The sequence below is a fragment of the Micromonospora sp. DT15 genome (assembly GCF_049841475.1).
In the GTDB taxonomy this organism is placed as follows: domain Bacteria; phylum Actinomycetota; class Actinomycetes; order Mycobacteriales; family Micromonosporaceae; genus Micromonospora.
The window spans coordinates 267,686-286,706 of sequence record NZ_JBNCKJ010000003.1; the positions used below are offsets into that span (position 1 = coordinate 267,686).

The 19,021-nt window shown below is 70.3% G+C and carries 18 protein-coding genes and 1 pseudogene; 14 read left to right on the forward strand and 5 right to left on the reverse strand.

The window, feature by feature from the left end; genetic code table 11:
* Window positions 1–7: 7 nt before the first annotated feature.
* From ACLQ3F_RS08765 to ACLQ3F_RS08775, 3 genes are all read right to left on the reverse strand, one after another.
* A complete protein-coding gene (locus ACLQ3F_RS08765; protein ID WP_425847677.1) occupies window positions 8–592 on the reverse strand; it encodes a response regulator transcription factor in 585 nt (194 codons plus the stop codon).
* A gap of 119 nt (window positions 593–711) precedes the next feature.
* Window positions 712–1,320: a response regulator transcription factor gene (locus ACLQ3F_RS08770; RefSeq protein WP_357197236.1), complete on the reverse strand. Its 609-nt coding sequence runs from the start codon at window positions 1,318–1,320 to the stop codon at window positions 712–714.
* Between the two features lie 197 nt (window positions 1,321–1,517).
* Window positions 1,518–2,552: a hypothetical protein gene (locus ACLQ3F_RS08775; RefSeq protein WP_425847679.1), complete on the reverse strand. Its 1,035-nt coding sequence runs from the start codon at window positions 2,550–2,552 to the stop codon at window positions 1,518–1,520.
* A gap of 388 nt (window positions 2,553–2,940) precedes the next feature.
* Between ACLQ3F_RS08775 and ACLQ3F_RS08780 the strand changes: the two genes are divergently transcribed.
* The 6 genes and pseudogenes from ACLQ3F_RS08780 to ACLQ3F_RS08805 all read left to right on the forward strand — a co-directional run bounded on the left by ACLQ3F_RS08780 (window position 2,941) and on the right by ACLQ3F_RS08805 (window position 8,412).
* A complete protein-coding gene (locus ACLQ3F_RS08780; RefSeq protein WP_425847681.1) occupies window positions 2,941–5,136 on the forward strand; it encodes an EAL domain-containing protein in 2,196 nt (731 codons plus the stop codon).
* The gene (locus ACLQ3F_RS08785) at window positions 5,133–5,459 is read left to right on the forward strand and encodes a hypothetical protein (RefSeq protein ID WP_425847682.1); all 327 of its coding nucleotides are present in this window, start codon (window positions 5,133–5,135) and stop codon (window positions 5,457–5,459) included. Before ACLQ3F_RS08780 ends, ACLQ3F_RS08785 begins: the two co-directional genes overlap by 4 nt.
* 149 nt (window positions 5,460–5,608) lie before the next feature.
* Window positions 5,609–5,998, forward strand: coding sequence for a GntR family transcriptional regulator (locus ACLQ3F_RS08790; RefSeq protein WP_425847684.1), 390 nt, complete (start codon window positions 5,609–5,611; stop codon window positions 5,996–5,998).
* Window positions 5,995–6,877: pseudogene (locus ACLQ3F_RS08795) on the forward strand (ABC transporter ATP-binding protein). The gene ACLQ3F_RS08790 and the pseudogene ACLQ3F_RS08795 overlap by 4 nt, the downstream one beginning before the upstream one ends.
* The gene (locus ACLQ3F_RS08800) at window positions 6,874–7,890 is read left to right on the forward strand and encodes an ABC transporter permease subunit (protein ID WP_425847685.1); all 1,017 of its coding nucleotides are present in this window, start codon (window positions 6,874–6,876) and stop codon (window positions 7,888–7,890) included. Before ACLQ3F_RS08795 ends, ACLQ3F_RS08800 begins: the two are co-directional and overlap by 4 nt.
* 135 nt (window positions 7,891–8,025) lie before the next feature.
* Complete coding sequence (locus ACLQ3F_RS08805; protein WP_425847688.1) at window positions 8,026–8,412, forward strand: hypothetical protein; 387 nt, start codon at window positions 8,026–8,028, stop codon at window positions 8,410–8,412.
* 136 nt (window positions 8,413–8,548) lie between these two features.
* On the opposite strand, the gene ACLQ3F_RS08810 is transcribed toward ACLQ3F_RS08805, so the two are convergent.
* Window positions 8,549–8,767 (reverse strand): hypothetical protein, encoded by a 219-nt coding sequence (locus ACLQ3F_RS08810; RefSeq protein WP_425847689.1) that lies wholly within the window; start codon window positions 8,765–8,767, stop codon window positions 8,549–8,551.
* Window positions 8,768–8,860: 93 nt separating this feature from the next.
* Entirely contained in the window at window positions 8,861–10,075 is a 1,215-nt protein-coding gene (locus ACLQ3F_RS08815) for a PP2C family protein-serine/threonine phosphatase (protein WP_425847692.1), read from the reverse strand.
* Window positions 10,076–10,250: 175 nt separating this feature from the next.
* Here ACLQ3F_RS08815 and ACLQ3F_RS08820 point away from each other — a divergent pair, with 175 nt between their 5' ends.
* From ACLQ3F_RS08820 to ACLQ3F_RS08855, 8 genes are all read left to right on the forward strand, one after another.
* Entirely contained in the window at window positions 10,251–11,012 is a 762-nt protein-coding gene (locus ACLQ3F_RS08820; RefSeq protein WP_425847694.1) for a cyclase family protein, read from the forward strand.
* A gap of 12 nt (window positions 11,013–11,024) precedes the next feature.
* Entirely contained in the window at window positions 11,025–12,683 is a 1,659-nt protein-coding gene (locus ACLQ3F_RS08825) for a thiamine pyrophosphate-binding protein (RefSeq protein WP_425847696.1), read from the forward strand.
* A 194-nt stretch (window positions 12,684–12,877) separates the two neighbouring features.
* Window positions 12,878–13,543 (forward strand): GntR family transcriptional regulator, encoded by a 666-nt coding sequence (locus ACLQ3F_RS08830; RefSeq protein WP_124853711.1) that lies wholly within the window; start codon window positions 12,878–12,880, stop codon window positions 13,541–13,543.
* Window positions 13,544–13,645: 102 nt separating this feature from the next.
* Window positions 13,646–15,448, forward strand: coding sequence for an allophanate hydrolase (gene atzF / locus ACLQ3F_RS08835; RefSeq protein WP_425847697.1), 1,803 nt, complete (start codon window positions 13,646–13,648; stop codon window positions 15,446–15,448).
* Between the two features lie 37 nt (window positions 15,449–15,485).
* Window positions 15,486–16,175, forward strand: coding sequence for a biuret amidohydrolase (locus ACLQ3F_RS08840; RefSeq protein ID WP_357197275.1), 690 nt, complete (start codon window positions 15,486–15,488; stop codon window positions 16,173–16,175).
* A 7-nt stretch (window positions 16,176–16,182) separates the two neighbouring features.
* A complete protein-coding gene (locus ACLQ3F_RS08845) occupies window positions 16,183–16,875 on the forward strand; it encodes a cysteine hydrolase family protein (RefSeq protein WP_425847700.1) in 693 nt (230 codons plus the stop codon).
* Window positions 16,876–16,887: 12 nt separating this feature from the next.
* Window positions 16,888–18,516 (forward strand): regulator, encoded by a 1,629-nt coding sequence (locus ACLQ3F_RS08850; RefSeq protein WP_425847701.1) that lies wholly within the window; start codon window positions 16,888–16,890, stop codon window positions 18,514–18,516.
* A 78-nt stretch (window positions 18,517–18,594) separates the two neighbouring features.
* Window positions 18,595–18,981 carry an AtzH-like domain-containing protein gene (locus tag ACLQ3F_RS08855; RefSeq protein WP_425847703.1) on the forward strand — a complete coding sequence of 129 codons (387 nt, stop codon included), beginning with the start codon at window positions 18,595–18,597 and terminating at the stop codon, window positions 18,979–18,981.
* The last annotated feature ends 40 nt before the right edge of the window (window positions 18,982–19,021 follow it).

The following is a 19,021-nucleotide window of genomic DNA, read 5'->3' on the forward strand; positions in this document are numbered from 1 at the left end:
GCGCCGGTCAGATCCAGCCCGCCTCGCCGGCCATCCGCACGGCCTCCACCCTTGTACGGGCGCCCACCTTGCGGGCGATCCGACCGAGATGGTTGCGGACGGTGCCACGGGTGAGCCCGAGCGACACCGCCACCTCCGCGACCGGCGCACCTGCGGCCGTCAGCCTCAACACCTCCGTCTCACGGCTGGTCAGTGGGCTGTCCGAGTGCAGCGCGGCGACCACGAGATCCGCGTCGAGCACGGGCTCCCGGCGGGCGAGCCGGCGGATCCCGTCGATGACCCGCTCGGGGGTGGCGTCACTGCGCAGGATGCCGACCGCCCTGGTCGGGCACAACATGCCTCGCAACCGTCGCGCTCGATGCGGGTGCGCCAGCACCAGGACGGGACACCGGCCGAGACGGTCGGGATCGACTCCCTCGACGAAGTCGAGGTCGGCCACCACCACGTCGGGGCTTTGCGCGCGGACGGCCGCGGAGACCTCGTCGCCGCGATCCACCTCCGCCACGACACGGATGTCGTCCTCGGCGGCGAGGACGAGCGACAACGCGCCCAGAACCAGGGCGCCGTCCAGGGCGAGCAGGGCACGGATCACGATGAACCTTCCCGCACTCCGACAATGATCACGGTACGTCAACATTCAAACACGCATCCGGTGGGGTCGCACGGCGACGGGTGGGTCCGGACGTTGCCTCCGGACCCACCCCCCAACGGCTACAACCAGCCGTTACGCCGCGCGTGCGACACCGCCTCCAAGCGGTTGCGAGCCCCGGTCTTGCGCAGAATCACCGACAGGTGATTGCGCACCGTCCCGTGTGCCAGGTAGAGGCGGCCGGCGATCTCCTTCAGCGGCAGGCCCTCGGCCGCCATCCGGAGCACGTCCATCTCCCGAGGCGTCAACGGCATCTCCGGAGGGCTCAGCACCGCGATCGCCGCGGCGGGGTCGATCGCTCGCTCCCCGGCCGCGAGCGCGCGGATCGCGCGCACCAACTCGGCCAGCGAGCTGTCCTTCCCGACCAGGCCGCGCGCGCCGGCTGCCAGCGCCGCCTCCACCAGCGTCGGGCTCCACCGTGGGCTCATCGCCAGCACGGCGGCGTGCGGCGCCTCGACGTCGATGCGGGCGACCACCTCCACCGGGTCGGGCAGCTCCGGTGTCAGTGCCAGCACCACCACCTGCGGTCGGCACCGCCGGACCACCGTCAACAGTTCACCGACACCCTCGACGTCGGCGACCACCTCCATGTCCTCCTCACGTGACAGCGCGGCGCAGAGCGCCCCGCGGAGCAAACCCATGTCCTCGGCGACGACAACGTGGATCACCACGTCTTCTCCGATCTCAGGTACGCGTCACGACGGCCACCAATCCCGGAACATCCACGGGTTGATCGGGGCGGTCGTGCGCTACAGACAGGTAGGCATCGGCCCGCGGCACCGTCACGGCGGACGGGCGCGGACACGAATCGACCGGCCAGCGGTGAAACGGGCTGCGGGCACCAGTCACCGGGGTCGGTCGACAGGCCTCAGCCGGGGCGGGTCATCGGAGAGAGGGTTCGGCTCTCGACCAGGAGCGGCACGAGATCGGCGGGCGGCCCAGCATCGACGTGCGACTGCCTCTCGAGCGGCCGGGCCAGCCCCGGGCCGGGCGTCGATCCGTTGTCGACGCTGGCGGCATCCTGGTCGGCCGGCGCTATGGGCTGACCCGACAGCAACTCGCCCACGTCCACAGGTGACGGGTGTGCGGTGGGATGCCCCGTCGAGACGGTGGCACGCGCGGGGCCGACGACGGACATCCGGTGCGGCGCGCTGAGTGGCGCCGCAGCGTGTACGGCGGCCGGGGCAGGAACCGCCGGTAGCGCCGCCACCGCCGCTGCGGGAGCCGGGCCTGTCACCGGCGTGACCGCTGGGGGTGCCGGAAGCGGAGGTGTCGCCGCCGGCACGGTCACCGGGCGTGCGACGGGTGGGAGTACGGCGTCGGCGACACAGAGGAGCGCCATGACGATGGGCCGGATCGGCACCGCGTTGACGATGTCGACGACGGATGGCAGCGGCGCGGCGATCAGGCCCACCACCGGCGAGACGGTCGGCGCGCGCACCACGGGCGGGGCGGGGGCAGCTGGCTGTCGCGGTGCGTCGGCGGCGGGCTGGGCCAGTTCGACATGGCGAACTGGCCGATGAGCCGCTCGGGCCACTGAGGCCGGCCGGAGCCTCTCGCGCTCCGCCGCGCGGACCGGAACGGGCGCGGTGACTCTCGGCGCACCCGTTGACCGTCGAAGGTCCGTCGGGGGTGGCTTCTCGCGGGAGGCGACGACGTCACGGGTGGGCCCTCCCAGCGGGGCGCGAAGCCCGTCGCGGCGTCTTTCGTCGGCACCCGGGGGTGCCTGGCGGACGTCGCGGGGGCGCTCGGCGACCGTGAGATGCGCGACCGACTCGACCAGACCGCCGACTATGCGATGGGGCTCGTCACCAGACCCGTCGCGCAGCCCGTCGGCGGCGGCCGGCCCCTGGAACAGGGCGGCCACGACGAAGCCGGCCCCGGCGGCAGCCGCGATCAGCACCAGCCGTCGGATAAGCCTGTGCAGCCGAGCGGCCACAAGTGGCGCGGATCGGCCTGGCCCGGACGTTGGCGTGGTGCCGATGACGGGACTTCGCACGCGGGTACGGCCCCCTCCCTCTGGATAGCTGACCCATGGTAGCGATGTGCTCACGTAGCCGCATCCGGTGACGTGTGCGCGCACCATCGCTGTTCGATCGGGTGCTCTGCCCAAAGGGCGAGGCAGGGCCGCCGGGCCACTGCTCGGGCGGGTTCGGATCGGTCCGGGCTGATGCCGTGACAACAATCTGACTGATTGCTCAGGGCGCCGTCTGTACCGCGATGCCGATAGTGTCACTCGCGGCACCGAACTGAACTCACACTGTCACCGCAGCGAGCGCCCTGGGGGGTTGATGGCGTCGAGCAGACGTTGGGCAGTCCTGATCGGGGTCGACCAGTGCGGCCGCGACGTCCAACTGCCACCGCTTCGATACGCCGAAAGCGATGCTCTGGCCCTGCGGGATGTGTTGTTGGACCAGGACATCGGCACCTTCGACGACGGTGCGGTACAGATGTTCGTCGGTCGCGACGCCACCTGGCGCGAGATCAAGCTGTTCCTGCGTGACGTGGCCCTCCGCTCGGCGCCGTCGGACGTTCTGTTCGTCTACTTCGCCGGCCATACCCTCGTTCCGCAATGGAGTGATCAGCTCGACGCCTATCTGGTCACGGCCGACCTTGACCCGGAAACGCTTGCCCGCGAACCCGACAACGGGTTACGGATGTCCTTTCTGAAACGGGACATCTTCGATGCCTTCGCCGGTGCCTCGTTCCTGGTGCTCGACTGCTGCCAGGCAGGCGTGTACGCCGATGCCGACCGACGCAACATCAAGGTTCTGCAGTCGTACGCGGAGGCGGTGGACCGACCACGGCACAACGCGCTGCTCGCCTGCCCCAGCGGATCGGTGACCCGGGAGAGCGCCGAGCATCGCCACGGGACCTTGACGCACCATGTCTTGCGGGCGCTGCGCGGCGGGGCGGGTGACGAGGCCGGACGGGTGTCGTTCGCGCAGATGGCGACGTTCGTCGCCGAGCAGGGCATGGATCCACCGCCGGTGCACTCGGCGCACGTCTACGGGGCGACCACGGTGCTGACCCAACCGCCGATGTCCCGCCACGACCGCCAAGCGCTCAACAGCCCGGCGAACCCGGGCGTCTCGCGCCCCTGCCTCAACCCGCTCGAAGACCAGACGAGCTCGATCCGGCAGTTGCTGGACCGGATCTTCCGTGCGGACGTCCGTTCCCCGCACCAGTCTCAGCAGAGCGAACGCGACGGACGTGTCGAACTCATCCGGCAGGCACTCGACGCGGAATCGGTCGCGGTCGTCGAGTTCACGGGCAACAGCTTCGCCGTGGTGGACCGGACGGCGCGGTTCGACAAGGACAGCCTGTCGCCGATGCTGGAGACCGCTGCCGTCGACAGGGTGAAGCATCCGAGGGCGACGCCAGGGTTTGTCGTCTCGCACGGGGTCGGTCGCCGGATGCTCTGCGTGCCTCTCGCGTTCGCCAGCGACCGCACCCTCAACCTTGCCGTGGTCGATCCGGCACTCACCCAGCTGGACATGGGCGAACCGCTGGCCGTCATGCTCCGTGCGGTCTGGGAGTCCGATCCGGTGGCCGATCCGTTGCAGTCGGAGATGACCGTCCTGACCGCCCTGCGTACCTCCTTCGGTCGACTTCCACTCAAGCTGTATGAGGATGCCTTCGGCCTCTACCAACAGCTGATCGATTCGATGATCATGGTGTTTCAGCCGGTCGTCGAGCTGGACCAACGCGCCACCGGGGTCAGCGTGCAGAGTTTCGAGGCCCTGGCCCGCCGCAACGACCGCGAGCGGCGCGCTCCCTTGTCCGCATTGCGCATGGCCCACGACTGGGGTGACCGTTTCGTCGTCGAGCGTGACGCGATCCTCGCGGCCAAGGCGATCCACTCCTATGCCGAGGCCGACGCGGCGTCAGGATGGCAGGGCACCAAGCCGTTGTCGGTCAACGTGGCGGTCCGCTCGCTGCTCAGCGACGCGTACCTCAACCAGGTGAGCAAAGCGCTCGCCGAGGCAGGGTTGCATCCGCGAACCTTGACGTTGGAGATCTCCGAGCAGGATCCGATCACACCGGAGCCGGGCGAGCGATGGCCGCAGGAGCCCTTGGTCTACTTCCACAACCGGCTGACCACACTCGCGCGAGAACTCCGGATCAGCTTCGCAGTCGACGACTTCGGAGTGGGGTACGCATCGCTGGCGCGTATGGCCGAGCTTCCGCTCACCCAGATCAAGGTCGACCGGGCGATCCTGCACCACCCTATGGCGTTGGAGGAACTCGCACTCGTGGCGCGCGTCGCTCGCTACGCCAGCGACCAGGGGCAGACCGGGCAGCCGAGGACGGTCATCGTCGAGGGCTTCGACGATGACGCCCCGGTCAGTCTCTACGAGATCTTCCGGCTGGGGATCCATCACGTGCAGGGCTACTTCAGCGGCGGGGTCGCCTCGGCCACGCTGCGCGAGTTGGACCCAGCCGTGCAGGAGCGGATCGCCTCACTCGTGAGAGGGAAGACGTGACCAGCGTCAAGCTACTGCTACCTGCTGAAGTGATCGAGGAACTCGATCTGCCCTACGAGGGTGTTCGCGACAGCGGTGCGATCACCGTGGCGATCGAGGGGATCGCGGTGTTGGCGAATCTCGCCACCCTTGCCACGCTGCAGCCACAGGCGGAGTCGTTGGTTGCCGCGATACGCAGTTGGCGCCTGCGCAACCACCAGAAGCCGGCGGTGTTGACGGTCGAGGGGGCGAACATCAGCCTGCGGATCGAGCTGCCCCCCAACGTCAACCGGGCGACCCTGCTTCGCCAACTTGAACCACTGCTCGACGAAGAGAGCCACTAGGGCGGCCTCCAGGACTGACCGGCCCACGCCGCGCCCGTGACTGGGCGGGTGGTCGCCTCGGGATCCGTGGTGCGAGAAGCGTCATCTACTGGCGGACAGGCCTGCCATGACCCTATTGTGCTAGGCAACTAGTGAAATGGGGTGGCGAGGTGATCGAGTTTCACCTGGACGCGCGGTCCGGGGTCGCGCCGTACATGCAGCTCATCCGACAGGTACGGCACGCGCTCCGGCTCGGAGTCCTGAACGAAGGCGACAAGCTGCCCACAGTGAAGGAGGTGGTGGCCCGGGTCGCCATCAACCCGAACACGGTGTCCAAGGCGTACCGCGAGTTGGAGTACGAGGGCTTGGTCACCGCTCGGCCCGGGCTGGGCACGTTCGTCACCCGCACGCTCGGCGGCGACTCGCTGAGCAAGCACGAGCCGCTGCGGCAGGGCCTGGCCCGCTGGCTGACCGAGGCACGGGAGGCGGGCCTGGACGACGAGAGCATCGAGGCGCTCTTCCTCAGCAGCTTTCGGGCATTTTCGGAGGTCCGAGGATGACTAGTGCCCTGTTGGCGGACGGTCTGACCAAGCGGTACGGGCGGCGCTCCGCACTGAAGGACTGCACTCTGGACATTCCGGCCGGCCACGTCGTGGGCCTGGTCGGGCCGAACGGCGCCGGTAAGTCCACGCTGCTGCAACTGGCCTGTGGGCTGCTCGATCCGACCGCGGGGCGGATCGAGGTGCTCGGCGCGCGGCCGGTCAGCGGGTCGCCGCGGGTCGGGTTCGTGGCGCAGGACACCCCGGTCTACGCCGGCCTGACCGTCGCCGACCACCTGCGGATGGGAGCGCACCTCAACCCGTCCTGGGACGCTGCCCTCGCCGAGCGGCGCATCGCCCCAGGTCGGCCTGGACCCGGCACAGAAGGCGGGCAAGCTCTCCGGTGGCCAGCGCGCCCAACTGGCCCTGACCATCGCCGCGGCGAAGCGCCCCAGCCTGCTGCTGCTCGACGAGCCGGTGGCGGCACTCGACCCGCTCGCCCGGCGCAGTTTCCTGCAGGGGTTGATGGAGCTGACCGCAGAGCAGGGCATGAGCATCGTGATGTCCTCCCATCTGGTCGCCGACCTGGAACGGGTCTGCGACCACCTGATCGTGCTGGTCGCCTCCCGGGTGCGGGTGGCCGGCGACGTGGACGACCTGCTCGCCACCCACCACCGTCTGGTCGGACGGCGGCGCGACACCGCCGAGCTGGGCGCCGGGCGAGCTGTGGTCGAGCAGAGTCACACCGAGGTGCAGTCGACCCTGGTGGTGCGCAGCACCGCGCCGATCGTCGACCCGTCCTGGCAGGTCGACCGGCTGGACCTGGAGGACATCGTGCTGGCGTACATGAGCGGTGCCACCGGCGAGGGGCCGGACCGGGTTCTGGAGGGACAGCGATGATCTGGATGACGTGGCGGCAGTTCCGCACCCCGGCCCTGGCCACCGGCACCCTGTTGCTGGTGCTCCTGGGCGGTCTGGCGCTGACCTGGTCCGAGGTCACGGAGCTGGCCACGCAGACCGGATACACCGGCTGCCAGGGCGACGCCTGTCGTGCCGCCGGCGAGGCGTTCCTGCAGGCGTTGCAACGGGGTTGGGCCAGTGAGTTCCACATCGCCGCCATCGGGGCCCTGTACCTGCTGCCCGCCCTGGTGGGCATCTTCTGGGGCGCACCGCTGGTGGCCCGGGAGTTGGAGTCCGGCACGTACCGCATGGTCTTCAGCCAGTCCGTCAGCCGCGGCCGCTGGCTGCTGGTCAAACTGGCGGCCGGCTGCGGTGCCGCCGCGCTCGGTGCCGGCCTGCTCAGCCTGGTGCTGACCGAGTGGGCGCAGCCGATCGACGGGGCCTCGGCGGACCGCATGAACCCGCTGGTGTTCGCGGCCCGGGGGATTGTGCCGATCGGCTATGCCACGCTGGCCTTCGTGGTGGGTGTCGCCACCGGGCTGCTGCTGCGGCGGACTCTCGCCGCGATGGCGGTGACCCTGCTGGTGGTGGTCAGCCTGCAGATCGCCGCGCCGTTCGTGGTGCGCCCCTGGCTGGCTCAACCGATCACCACGGTCAGCCCCCTGCAGTTCGACGGTGATTACGGGATCTCGATGAGCCCTGACACAGGGCGGATGACGGTCCATGTCGAGCCCGACCGCAGGGGTGACTGGATCGTGTCGAGCACCACGATCACCTCGACCGGAGCGGAGTTCACTGGTCCGGCCGATATGACCCAGTGCGGGCCGAGGGCGTCCGGTGGGCGCGAGGCGTGCCAGAGTTGGCTGGGGAAGCAGAACCTCAGCCTGAAGGTGAGCTACGTGCCCGGCTCGAAGTTCTGGGACCTGCAATGGCGGGAGTTCGGCGCGCTGTTCGCGCTGACCGTCGCGCTGTCCCTGTTCTCCCTCTGGTGGGTCCGCCGCCGACTGGTCTGACGGCACAGCCAGCGGCCGAGATCGAGGACATGCAGCGTCCCGCCCGGACTACGTCGTGTCAGGTGGTTGACCTGTCAATTTTCCGCCGGTAGTTTAAATTCCGCATCTACCGGTATCTATGAAACCAGGTGAACCGTGCTGTTGAAATCCATCGCCATCGCCGCGTCCGTCGCAGGCGTGCTCGCCACGGCCCCCGCCGCCTCGGCGGCAGCACCCGGAGTGTCGATACAAAGCTGGGGGTCCGGGAACTGCCCGCAGGGCATGCTCTGCATCTGGCCCAACTGGAATCACCCGCCGCAGGGTCCCGTGGAGACGCCGTCTCTGACGACCAACAGCGAGTGGACCGGCAGCATCCAGGGGTTCAACTTCTATAACGGCACGGGCCGCGACGCCGTGATATCCGGGTTCAGTTTCGGCTCGTCGATTCCCTTCAAGAACTGCGCTCCTGCCGGCGGGACCGGGGGAAACCTGTATATACCGGTCAACGTGACGAAGGTGACTTGGCAGCTGACTCCCTGCTGACCCTGGCCGGGTTGCCGTCCGCGTCGCGCGACACCCCCACCTCCACTAGTGGCGCGCAGGTGGGTTGAAGTGGGGCGTTCGATGTTCGGTGCCGCCAGGGAGAGTGTCTCGGCGCGGCTCCACCGCAGAGGCCGGCTTAGTTCCTTGCGCGGCCGGCGACCCGGCGGAGGGCCAGGTAGGCGACCCCCGCGGCCAGCACCCAGGGCGCGGCGACGAGGACCGGGTCGAGCGGATGGTGGACGCGGTCGACCCGCTTGCCGCTCAGCCGGGACGAGAGCCCGTGGTGCGTGAACTCGCTCAGGACACCGGTTTCGGTGATCGGATTGTCAGGGTGGCGGGTCAGGAACGACGCCAAGGTGCCCTCGACCGCGTCGCAACGACGCGGTGACGCCGTGTAAGGCGGTGACCAGGTCGGTGCCGACGAACTGGTGGGGCGAGGCGATGACGTTCAGTGGCTCAGACGGCGGATGACCAGCAGAGCGATGTCGTCGTTCGGACGCTCCTCCGCGGTGGTGACCATGATGTGGTCGCACAACGCCTCGGCTGGCCCCGACTGCACGGCGCCGACGAGACGCTCGATGCCGGTGTCGATCACTTCGCTGCGGCGTTCGACCAGTCCGTCGGTGTAGAGGACGAGTGACGCGCCCGGCGGTAGGTCCAGAACGGTGGTGCGGCGATCGACTGATGGTCGACCCACACCGAGTGGGCGGTCCACCGTCAGGTTGACAGGCCGGGTGGGGTGGCCGGGGACGGCCAGCAGCGGTGGCAGATGGCCTGCGGAGGAGAGGTGCACAGTCGTGCGGTCGGGTGCGATCAGGGCGTAGACGGCGGTGGTGAGGCTGCCGGCCTCGAAGTGGTGGATCTTGCGGTCGAGAGAGGTCAGCGCGGTGGCGGGATCGTCGGAATCGAGAGCGTAGGCGCGTAGCGCGCTGCGGATGCGTCCCATGACGACGGCGGACGGCAGCCCGTGGCCGGAGACATCACCGATGACGGCACCCAGCCAGCCCGACGGCAACGTGAAGACGTCGTACCAGTCGCCGCCGATGCCGAGGTCGTGGCCGGGCACGTACCGGGCGGCCAGGTCCAGGCCGGGGATGTCGGGCAGCCGGCCGGGTAGCAGGCTGCGTTGCAGGGCCAGCGCCGCCTGCCGGTCGAGAACCTGTGCTCGGGCCTGCCCCGCCAGGCCGGCGCGATCGGCAACGAGCTGCAACAGCCGCACGTCGTCGGGACCGAACCGCCGCAGGGCCAGAGAGCCGACGTGCAGTACGCCGACGAGGTTGCCGTTGACGAGCATGGGCACGCCCAGCAGGGCACGTATGCCCGTGGCGAGCAGGATCGGATTCACCACGTCGTCGGGCGTCACGTTGTCGATCGTGACCGGGGCGCGTGTCGCTGCCACTCGGCCGGCGAAGCCGCGCCCGACCCGGATGCGGAAACCGCGGCGCACCTCCTCCTCCAGGCCCTTGGCCGCGGTCGCGACGAGCTCGCCGGTGTGGTCGTCGAGCAGCAGAATGGTGGCGGTGTCGACCTTGAGCAGGTCCCGGACCCGCTCAAGGAGTTCGTCGAGCAACTCGGCGATGTTGAGCCCCGACAGGGCGGCGTCGGTGATCGCCTCGATACGTCTCAGTCGCTCCTCGTTCGTCACCAGGTCGGCGTCGGTCACCCAAGCAGCCTAGACGTCGACGCGACGCCGACGGCACGTCAGGAGCTAGATCAACAGTGTCGTGGCTCCGACGTGGGGTACCTGCCCGCCGAGTGACAGCCCCGGTCCGACACGGGAGGAACGGGCTTGTGGTCGCCGGTCCTATCTGGAGTGTGAGCGGGTGTACCGTCGCCGCATGACGGTGCTGCAGGAGTTTGTCGCCGCTCTCTCCAGCGGCCGGATCCAGGTTGTCGACCTCACCGCTCCGCTCTCGGACCAGACCCCGATCCTGGGTCTGCCCGAGCAGTTCGGCCAGACCTGGCCGTTTCAGCTCAGCGAGATCAGCCGGTACGACGACAGGGGTCCGGCCTGGTACTGGAACAACTTCTCCACCGGTGAGCACACCGGCACCCACTTCGACGCCCCGGTGCACTGGGTCACCGGTCAACAGGGCGTGGACGTGTCGCAGGTTCCGGTGAGCCAGTTGATCGCCCCGGCGGTGGTGATCGACCACGCCGCCGACGCCGCCGAGAATCCCGACTTCCTGCTCGAGGTCGAGCACGTCAAGGCATGGGAGGCGGAACATGGCGCCCTGCCCAGCGGTGGCTGGCTGCTCTACCGCACCGGCTGGGACGCGTACGGCGACGACCCGGAGCGGTACGCCAACGCCGGGCGTACCCCGGGCATCTCCGTGGAGTGCGCCCGCTGGCTGGCCGAGGAGTCACCCATCCAGGGCGTCGGGGTGGAGACGGTCGGGACCGACGCGGGCGCCGCGCACTCGTTCGACCCGCCGTTCCCGTGCCACTCGTTCCTGCTGGGCCAGGACAAGTACGGCCTGACCCAGCTCCGTAACCTGGCGCAGTTGCCGGCGACCGGCGCGGTGGTGATCGCCGGGCCGCTGCCCATCGTCTCCGGGTCGGGCAGCCCGTGCCGGGTCCTCGCGCTGGTCGAACGGTAGGCCGGACCACCGATGCGGGTAGCCGAGGTGGTCGGGCGGGTCCTGTACGGACACGGCGCACGGCACGTCTTCGGGGTGGTCGGCAGTGGCAACTTCCATGTCACGAACGCCCTCGTCGCGGCCGGCGCCCGGTTCGTGGCGGCGGCCCACGAGGGCGGCGCGGCGAGCATGGCAGACGGGTACGCCCGCACCGCCGGGACGGTGGGGCTGCTCTCGGTGCACCAGGGCCCCGGCGTCACCAACGCGCTGACCGGCCTCACCGAGGCGGCGAAGAGCCGTACCCCGATGGTGGTCCTGGCCCCGGAGGCGACCGCGCCGCTGTCGAACTTCTTCATCGACCTGCCGGCACTCGCCGCCTCGGTCGGGGCCGACTTCCACCGGGTACGCGCGACGCACGCGGCCGAGGACGCGGGCGCGGCCTACCGGGCCGCCGCCCGGGGCGCGACAGTGGTGCTGGGCCTCCCGTTGGAGGTGCAGCAAGCGGTGAGCGAGCCATGGTCCGGCCCGGTCCCGGCGGTCGCGCCGACACCGGTCACCGCCCCGCACGTCGAGCCGTTGTTGGCCGCGCTCCAGGCTGCCCGCCGACCGGTGTTCATCGCCGGTAGGGGCGCCCGCTCGGCCCGGGAGCCGCTGATCCGGCTCGCCGACGCGTGCGGCGCGTTGCTCGCGGTCTCGGCCGCGGCGAAAGGGCTGTTCGCCGGGAACCCGTGGAACCTCGACGTGGCCGGCGGCTTCGCCACCCCGCTCACCGCCGAGCTGATCGGCGGGGCTGATCTGGTCGTCGCCTGGGGCAGCACGCTGAACATGTGGACCACCCGGCACGGCGAGCTGATCCCGCCCGCCGCCGTCGTCGTCCAGGTCGACCGTGACCCGACCGCGTTCGGAGTGAACCGTCCGGTCGACCTGACGGTGGCCGGCGGAGTGTCGACCGTCGCCGAGGCGCTGCTCGCCCGCATGAGCGTCGACCCCACCGGGCCCGCGGGCGCGACCACCGGCGGGTGGCGTACGCCGGAGCTGGCACAGCGGATCCGCGACCACGGCCGGTGGCGGACCGTCCCGTACCGGGACGAGAGTGCGCCGGCGCTGGCCGGCGCCCCGGCGACGATCGACCCGAGGACGCTCTCGACCGCCCTGGACGACCTGCTGCCGGCCGATCGGACGGTGGTGGTCGACTCCGGCAACTTCATGGGCTACCCGTCGATGTGGCTCGACGTGCCGGACGTGGCCGGATTCTGTTTCACCCAGGCGTTCCAGTCGGTCGGGCTCGGGCTGGCCAGCGCGCTCGGCGCGGCGGTCGCCCGCCCGGACCGGCTCACCGTCGCCGCGGTCGGCGACGGTGGCTTCGTCATGTCCGCCACCGAACTGGTCACCGCCGTCCGGCTGGCGCTACCCCTGCTCGTGGTGATCTACGACGACGCGGCGTACGGGGCGGAGGTGCACCACTTCGGCCCGGACGGGCACCCGTTGGAGACGGTCACCTTCCCCGAGACCGACCTGGCCGCGATCGCCGGTGGCTACGGCTGCGACGGGTTGACCGTCCGGACCGTCGACGACCTCGAACCGGTACGCCACTGGCTCGCTGGTCCCCGTACCCGACCGCTGGTGATCGACGCCAAGGTCAGCGCCTCGCGCGGCTCGTGGTGGTTGGAGGAGGCGTTCCGCGGCCACTGAGTCACCGTCCTACCCACGCCGACGCTGCCGCCCGGCCTGCTGGTCGGTGGTCCGCGAGGAGTGCTACGGCGATGTCCTCGGGCACGTTGTCATGCTCGACCCTGAGGGCAACGAGTTCTGCGTCGCCTGACGCCGTGGTCAGGCGTTTGCGGGTGGGGCCGGAGTGTCCGGCGGCAGGTGGCAGACTCATCGGCGTGGACGACGTGGCCGCATCGACGGTGGATGGTGAGCTGGAGAGCGTCAGCCTGGTGGACCTCGCCGTCTCTCGGCTGACCCGGGAAATCCTCAGCGGCAAGAGCGACCCGGGCGAGCGCCTGGTGGAGGAGCAGTTGACCCGGCGGCTGGGGATCAGCCGGGCTCCGTTGCGGGAGGCGCTGCGGCTGCTGGCCCAGCAGGGGCTGGTCGAGCACGTGCCCCGGCGCGGTGTTCGGGTCGCCACCCTGTCGGACCGCGACGTGCGGGAGCTGTACGAGCTGCGTGACGTGCTGGAACGCTTCTCGGTACGGGCGGGGATCCCGGTCGCCAGGGAGAGTGACCTCGCCGGACTGCGGGCGACGCTGGACCAGTTGAGGGAGGCGACCCGGGCCGGCGACCGGATGGCGGTCGCCGAGTCGCACCGGGAGTTCCACGTCGCGCTTGTGGCGCTCGCCGGTAACCGTCAGCTTTCCGCTGTGTACGGCTCGATCCTGGTGAAGCTTCAGCTCTACATGGCGATCAACCTGCGCCGGGAGGCGGAACTGGCGCAGCCGCTGGACGGTGTCCACCGGCATGAGCGGTTGTTCGAGGCTGTCGCCGGGGGAGACCCGGAAGAGGTGCTCACAGTGCTCTCCGGGCACGGCGCTCGCTCGTATCTGGGCTAGCCGGAGGTCGGCCGTGGCCCGGCGGAGTCGGGGCCACGCGCCGTCATGGTGTCGTTACGTGACGCGCGGGTTCCTGTAACAGAACAGTCGACAATCGACAGTATGCCAGAGCGAGTAGGGTCCATTTCGGAGCTTCGGTCGGCGTACCGTGAGGGCAGCCTGACCCCGGCGGACCAGGCCGAGCGAGTTCTGGACGGGCTCGCCGGGAGCGACGACGGACCGGTCTGGATCAGCACCGTCCCGGCCGATCGTCTGCGTGAGCGCGCCCAGTCGCTGAGCCGCTACGGCGATCCCGCGCTGCCGCTGTACGGGATCCCGTTCGCGGTGAAGGACAACATCGACGTGGCCGGCATGGTCACCACGGCGGGCTGCCCCGACTTCGGGTACGAGGCCGTCGAGGACGCGCCAGTGGTGCGGCGACTCCTCGACGCCGGCGCGCTGCTTGTCGGCAAGACCAACCTCGACCAGTTCGCCACCGGTCTGACCGGCGCCCGCTCGCCGTACGGCAGTTGCCAGAGCGTGTTCGGCGGCGGCCTCATCTCCGGGGGCTCCAGCTCCGGCTCAGCGGTCGCCGTAGCTGCGGGCCAGGTCAGCTTCGCCCTGGGTACGGACACCGCCGGCTCCGGTCGGGTGCCGGCGGCGCTCAACGGGATTGTCGGTCTCAAGCCCACCCGGGGTCTGCTCAGTACGGCCGGCGTGGTGCCCGCCTGCCGCTCACTGGACTGCGTGTCGGTCTTCACCCCCGACGTGGCTGGCGCCCTCGACGTGCTGCACGCCGCCCGGGCGGTCACTTCGGCCGACCCCTGGGGACGTCCATTCCCGGCCGAGCGGGTGGTTCCCCGCCTGCCGGGGACGCTCCGCCTCGGGGTGCCCCGGGTGGAGGACCTGGAGTTCTTCGGCGACAGCGGGCAGCAGGCCCGGTTCGCGGCGGGGGTGGAGCGGCTGCACACCTTCGTCGGGTCCCGTCGGTCGGTGCCGCTCGGTGCCTTCTTCGAGGCGGGCGACCTGCTCTACCGGGGGCCCTGGGTGGCCGAGCGGCTCGTCGCCCTGGACGGCTTCCTGCGGTCGCACCCCGAGTCGGTCTTCGAGGTGACCCGTGCCGTACTGGAGACCGGTCGTCGTTACGACGCTATCGACGCTTTCCGCGGTCAGCACCGCCTGCGCGAACTGCGAGCCCAGGTCGACCAGCTCTGGCAGGACGTCGACGTGCTGGTGGTGCCCACCGTCGGCACCACCTTCACGCTCGACGAGATCGCCGAGGATCCGATCGGGCGCAACGCGATGCTCGGCCGCTACACCCAGTTCGCGAATCTGCTCGACCTGGCCGCGGTGACCGTACCCAACGGGTTCACCAGCTCCGGCCGCCCGGCGAGCCTGACCCTGGTCGGCCCGGCGTTCAGTGACACCACCCTGGCCAGGCTGGCCGCCGCGGTCACCGAGGGCGGGGCCTCGACCCAGATGGTCGAGGCGAGCCCGCCACCTCCCCAGCGCTCGGCTGAGCTGCTTGTCGCCGTGGTCGGCCGGCACCTGACCGGCGAATCCCGCAACGGCGAGCTGCTCGGGCGCGGCGCGGTCCTCGCCGGTACCGCCCGCACCGCGCCGCTCTACCGGCTGTACCGGATGGACACGCCCGATGGCGAAGGGCTGCCAGGCCTGGTCCGAATCGGCCCGGACGGGGCGAACGGTCACCCGATCGAGGTCGAGCTGTGGCGGCTGCCCAGCGCGGCTCTCGGTGGGTTGCTGGCCGGAGTGCCAGCACCCCTCTCGCTCGGTTGGGTCCAGCTGCACGACGGACGTGACGTGCTCGGTTTCCTCTGCGAAGCGTACGCGGCGGGCCCGCCGGCCGAGGACATCAGCGCCAGCGGAGGGTGGCGGGCCTACCGGCGATCCGCCGCCCGGCGCTGACGCGCCAGCATCAGCGATCACGACAGGAGGCGAGAGGATGGGCAGCATCGGGCCGGTAACGGCCAACCCCTACCCGTGGCCCTACGACGGCGTGGCGGACACCGCGCGTACCGCACTGCTCTGCATCGACTGGCAGACCGACTTCTGCGGGCCGGGCGGCTACGTCGACGCGATGGGTTACGACATCGGCCTCACCCGGGCCGGCCTGCCGGCCACTGCCCGGCTGCTCGAGCACGCGCGATCGCTCGGGATGCTTGTCGTGCACACCCGGGAGGGACACGACCCGCAGTTGTCCGACCTGCCGGCGAACAAGCTGTGGCGTTCGGCGCGCATCGGCGCCGAAATCGGCGCGCCCGGCCCGGCCGGCCGGATCCTGGTCCGGGGCGAGCCGGGCTGGGAGATCGTGCCGGAAGTGGCCCCGGTGGCCGGCGAAGTGATCATCGACAAGCCCGGCAAGGGTGCCTTCTACGCGACGAACCTCGACCTGGTGCTCCGCAGCAGGGGCATCACCCACCTGATCCTCACCGGCATCACCACCGACGTCTGCGTGCACACCACGATGCGCGAGGCGAACGACCGGGGGTACGAGTGCCTGATCCTCTCCGACTGCACCGGCGCCACCGACAAGGCCAACCACGACGCGGCACTGCACATGGTCACCATGCAGGGCGGCGTCTTCGGCTGCGTCACCACATCCGACGACGTCATCGCCGCCACGGCCGAGTGAGGTGCCCATGGTGACCATCGCGGCGGCGCGGCCCGGCCCGTACGCCTTCGACATCTCGACCACGGCGCTGCTCGTCATCGACATGCAGCGCGACTTTCTGGAGCCCGGCGGGTTCGGTGAGAGCCTGGGCAACGACGTCGGCCAGTTGCGCCGCACCATCGCACCGCTCGCCGCGCTGCTGGCCGCCGCCCGCGCCGTCGGCCTGAGTGTCGTGCACACCCGCGAGGGGCACCTGCCCGACCTGTCCGACTGTCCGCCGGCCAAGCTCAGCCGCGGTGCGCCGAGCAGACGGATCGGTGATCCCGGACCCAAGGGTCGCATCCTCGTCCGGGGCGAGTACGGCCACGACATCATCGACGAGCTGAGGCCGCTGCCCGACGAGCCGGTCATCGACAAGCCCGGCAAGGGTGCCTTCCACGCCACCAACCTGGACGTCCTGCTCGCCGAGCGGGGTGTCCGTAGCCTCCTGGTCACCGGGGTCACCACCGAGGTCTGCGTGCACACCACCGTCCGGGAAGCCAACGACCGCGGGTACGAGTGCCTCGTGCTCGCCGACTGCGTCGGGTCCTACTTCCCGGAATTCCACCGGGTCGGCCTCGACATGATCGCCGCCCAGGGCGGCATCTTCGGCTGGGTCGCCGACTCGGCGCAGGTACGCGCCGCGCTACCCGCCACCCCCGTGTTGCAGCCCTCCTCCTGACCGGGAGCAGTCATGGTCTCGACCAAACCAACAAACGTCGCGCTGCCGTACTGGGTCCGCGGCGACACCAACGCGTTCTTCGGATTCGGCGTCAACGTCCTTGTCAACGTGCTCACCCTGACCGGGCTCTGCCTCGCCGTGGTGAACCTCCCCGAGGGGGAGGTGTTCGGCACCATCCTGCCGGCACTGGGCATCGCCCTGGTCGCCGGAAACATCTACTACACCTACCTGGCCCGCCGGCTGGCTCGACGGGAGAACCGCACCGACGTGACGGCCCTGCCGTACGGGCCGAGCGTGCCGCACATGTTCATCGTCATCTTCGTCATCATGCTCCCCATCTACCTGCGCACCCAGGACCCCGTGCGGGCCTGGGAGGCCGGGCTGGCGTGGGCCTTCATCATCGGCGTGATCGTGCTGATCGGCGCGTTCGTCGGGCCCTACATCCGCCGGTACGCGCCCCGGGCCGCGCTGCTCGGCACCCTTGCGGGAATCTCCATCACGTTCATCTCGATGAACCCCGCCGGGCAGATGTGGCGGATGGCCTGGGTCGCCCTGCCGGTCCTCGCGCTGCTGCTGATCGGGTTGTTGACCGACGTGAAGTTGCCGTTCAACTTCCCGATCGGGCTCGCCGCACTGCTGCTCGGTACCGCGATCGGCTGGGCCGGCGGTGCCATGTCGGTGCCGGACGTCACGGCCGCCGCCCGGGACATCGCGATCGCCGTACCCTCGTTCAAGCTGGACCTGCTCTTCGCCGGGTTGGTCGACATGGCGCCTCTGCTGGCGACGGCGATCCCCCTCGGTGTCTACAACTTCACCGAGGGAATGACGAACGTGGAGAGCGCGGCCACCGCGGGGGACAACTACAACCTGCGCAGCGTGCTGCTCGCCGATGGCGCGGGTGCGGTGATCGGGGCCGCGCTCGGCTCGCCGTTCCCACCGGCCGTCTATGTCGGTCACCCGGGTTGGAAGGCCGCGGGTGGACGCAGCGGTTACTCGATGGCGACCGGTGTGGTGATCGCGTTGCTCTGCTTCCTCGGCATGTTCGGGCTGCTCGGCGCGATCTTCCCGACGGCGGCGATCGTGCCGATCCTGCTCTACATCGGGTTGCTGATCGGGGCGCAGGCGTTCCAGGCGACCCCCAGGGCGCACGCCGCCGCAGTGGTCGCCGCGCTGATTCCGAACATCGCCGCCTGGGCGACCGGGCAGATCGACAACGCTCTGGCAGCGGCGGGCACCACCGCCGCGGCGGTCGGCGACGATGCGCTCAACGGCGCTGGCGTGATCTACGACGGGCTTCTGGTGCTGGGTCAGGGTGCGATCCTCGCCGGCCTGGTGCTCGGCGCGGTGGTGGTCTTCATCATCGACAAGCGGTTCGTTCGGGCCGCGATCTTCGCCGGCTCCGGTGCGCTGTTGTCGTTCATCGGGTTGATCCACGGCGAACGGATCGAGTGGAACGCCAACGGTCAGGTGGCGCTCGGCTACCTCTTCGTCGCGGTGATCTGTGTGGTCTTCGCGCTGGGCCGCCCCACGCCCCGCGATCCCGGCCCGGAGGAGGTCGAGCCGGACGTGGAACCGGGTCGGGCCGGGCCGGTCACCGATTGGTCAGCGGAGGAGCAGCGGACGTCGGCAGTGAGCGGGTGAGCCGGCCCGGTCGGGGGCGTCACGTCTCCCGACCGGCCCGGGAAGTTCCTGACCGAACGGATCGAAGGGACGTACCGCATGGAGATCGACCGGACGGACGTGGCCGCCGAGGTGGCGGCGGCCTTCACCGCCTACGAACAGGCGCTGGCGGCTGGCGACGCCGACCTGATCTGCGGGTACTTCTGGGACTCCGAGCGGACCGTACGGTTCGGCCTCGCCGACCATCAGTACGGGCTTGACGAGCAGCGCAAGTGGCGCGTGGCGCAGCCACCGTTGCCGGCCGGTCGCCGGCTGGTCGACCCCATCATCACCACGTTCGGCCCGGACCTGGCGGTCGTGACAACCCGGTTCGGGTACGACGGCACCGCCACGACCGGGCGGCAGACCCAGACCTGGGTACGCCTGCCCGTCGGCTGGCGGATCGTCACCGCGCACGTCTCCGTCTCGGCCCCGGCCACCGACTGACGGAGTACGCGCCGCCCGGGACAGGACCCGGGCGGCGCGT